The following is a 2,108-nucleotide window of genomic DNA, read 5'->3' as shown; positions in this document are numbered from 1 at the left end:
TGTCTATCCCATTTTAAAATGTCCTGTCTTCAGCAAAGTAGAAATGTCCTGTTAATGAAATAACACTCAATAATTAGAAAGAGTCCAGTTGCAGAATCTATCCTATTCATGGGCATTGGAACATTTGGAGAGAAATCATGAATGGTATGACTGACAAACATCTGAAAGCGTTGATAGACCTTCAGGATAGGCTTGGTACGGAAAAATATGTATTTGATGGACTACACAATAAATCTCATGCAGTTTATTACGATGGGAAACCTGAAGTTACTCAAGAGATTCAGAACAAGGTGGATAAAGCAACGGAGTTTATCCATATCATATACATCTATGCCATATTGGATGGGGCTGGGTTTATCCCAAAAAAACAAGCTAAGCTTTATGCATGGATTCCTCAGGCTTACCTCGATGAGTTTAAGGCTTGGGCTCACATTCGACATACTGGAGCACACACGCCTAATGGCAGAGCAAGAAGCTGCGCTAAAGAGTTTAATGCTTTCATTAACGCTCACCCGGAATTTGAAAGGATATCGGGATACGATACTGATACCAATACCATCAACCCTCAAGCAGGAGGCGCTCATCGCTTCTTCGAATTCGTAAAAAAGATGGTTCAGCAAGCCATTGTAGACTGTGGCAATGAGCTAAATAACTAACCACCTTTCTTGTGACTGGCCACGAATTTTTCAGGCTCTGCCAACACGGGATTTAACGCCCTTAACTGAGCCATAGCGCGCTTCTGAGCCGTCCGTTTAGGCGAACTTTTACTTCTTTCCCTAAGTTGGGCTTTATCAAACTCTTCCTGCTTCTCTTGGGCAAACTGGAGGACTTTACCCAGTCGTTTGTTGTCGACGACTTGAGTTTGCTCCACTTTGGCTAGCTTATCGAAGGTTCTGAAAGTTAGCTTTCTCTCGCCATACTGGACGGCAATTCGACCATCAGGATAGTCGAGTATTTTAACCACTTCGTTGACAAGACGGCTGTTTTTTTCTGTCTCTTCAATCAGATAAAGCACTTTATCATATTGGAATGTTAATGACTTCGAGAGTTTACGCGTGGTCTGCCAAGCAAAAATATCATCAAGCTCATCTTGGCTTTCTCGAATAGGGCGATGAAGATCTTTAGGGTAATTGGCGGGCTTCGCAAAGCGGCGGTTAAAATCCTCGATAAAGTAGGGCAGCCATGCGTTGGCTTCTTCTATAGTATTAATACCTTGTAGACGCATCTCTTTGATTAATCGGTCTTGTAACGTCTTATTTGCTCGCTCAACACGTCCCTTGGCTTGAGAGCTGTTCGCACAAATCAGTTCAATCCCAAGTTCATCGAGAATACGACCAAATTGGGTTAATCCCACTTTCTTGAGATGCTCTTGATTGACTCGAAATATCGAGTGTTTATCGCTGTAAAAAGCCACAGGCTTACCATGTTGATCTAGGTATTCCCGTGTGGCCACCATGTAATCAAAGGCAGATTCGGTATCACTGAAGCGTAGGTTCATCAACCGTCCCGTCGCATCATCGATGTAGACCAAGAGACAGCACTTAGGGCTGCGTCCTTCAAACCAGTCATGGTGTGAGCCATCAATCTGAATCAGTTCACCTAAACAGTCGCGACGATAACGAGGTTGGTAAACACGAGGCTGGCGTTGTGAATGTGGTACCCAGAGACCATCGGCGATCATCCACTGACGTAGTGTCTCGACAGACAGGACTAAGTTGTGTTGTTCTGTCAGCTTCTCACAAGCAAATGTTGGTGAAAAATCAGCGTATTGAGATCGTATGATGTTCAGAACTTCAGCACGAAAAGCATCAGGATAACGTCGGTTGCTCGGTCGGCCACGTGAGCCATGGGCTAAAGAAGATGCCCCATACAGGCTTAACTGACTCAATAAACGCCGAACTTGTCGAGGGCTTATGTTGAGTATGTCGGCTGCATCTATTTGACGAAGGCGGCGCTCACGAACATCTTGCAGTACTTTAAAACGATTAATGTCTCGGTCACTCATGGGAATTAACATCGGTTGAGGTCCTCAAAGCTCAGCGTGTTTATTAAGCATAAGAGGACATTTTAAAATTGCTCAAACCGGACATTACTAAATTGCGCCTACA

General features: G+C 44.0%; 2 protein-coding genes. One reads left to right on the top strand and one right to left on the bottom strand.

The features are described from left to right. The first annotated feature begins 137 nt into the window (after positions 1-137). Complete coding sequence (locus APB76_RS18160) at positions 138-656, top strand: hypothetical protein (protein ID WP_054963689.1); 519 nt, start codon at positions 138-140, stop codon at positions 654-656. Here the strand turns inward: APB76_RS18160 and APB76_RS18155 are convergent. After that, positions 653-2,005, bottom strand: coding sequence for an ISNCY family transposase (locus APB76_RS18155; RefSeq protein WP_157633222.1), 1,353 nt, complete (start codon positions 2,003-2,005; stop codon positions 653-655). The two genes, APB76_RS18160 and APB76_RS18155, sit on opposite strands and share 4 nt — an antisense overlap. Between the last annotated feature and the right edge of the window lie 103 nt (positions 2,006-2,108).

The organism is Vibrio bivalvicida, assembly GCF_001399455.2.
In the GTDB taxonomy this organism is placed as follows: domain Bacteria; phylum Pseudomonadota; class Gammaproteobacteria; order Enterobacterales; family Vibrionaceae; genus Vibrio; species Vibrio bivalvicida.
Note: the sequence above shows the minus strand (reverse complement) of the source record. Positions and strands in the feature narration are given on the sequence as shown.

What these genes read in the sequence shown, in the direction of transcription:
- APB76_RS18160 (WP_054963689.1), top strand. Translation starts at nt 138, where the DNA reads ATGAATGGTATGACTGACAAACATCTGAAAGCGTTGATAGACCTTCAG.
- APB76_RS18155 (WP_157633222.1), bottom strand. Translation starts at nt 2,005, where the DNA reads ATGAGTGACCGAGACATTAATCGTTTTAAAGTACTGCAAGATGTTCGT.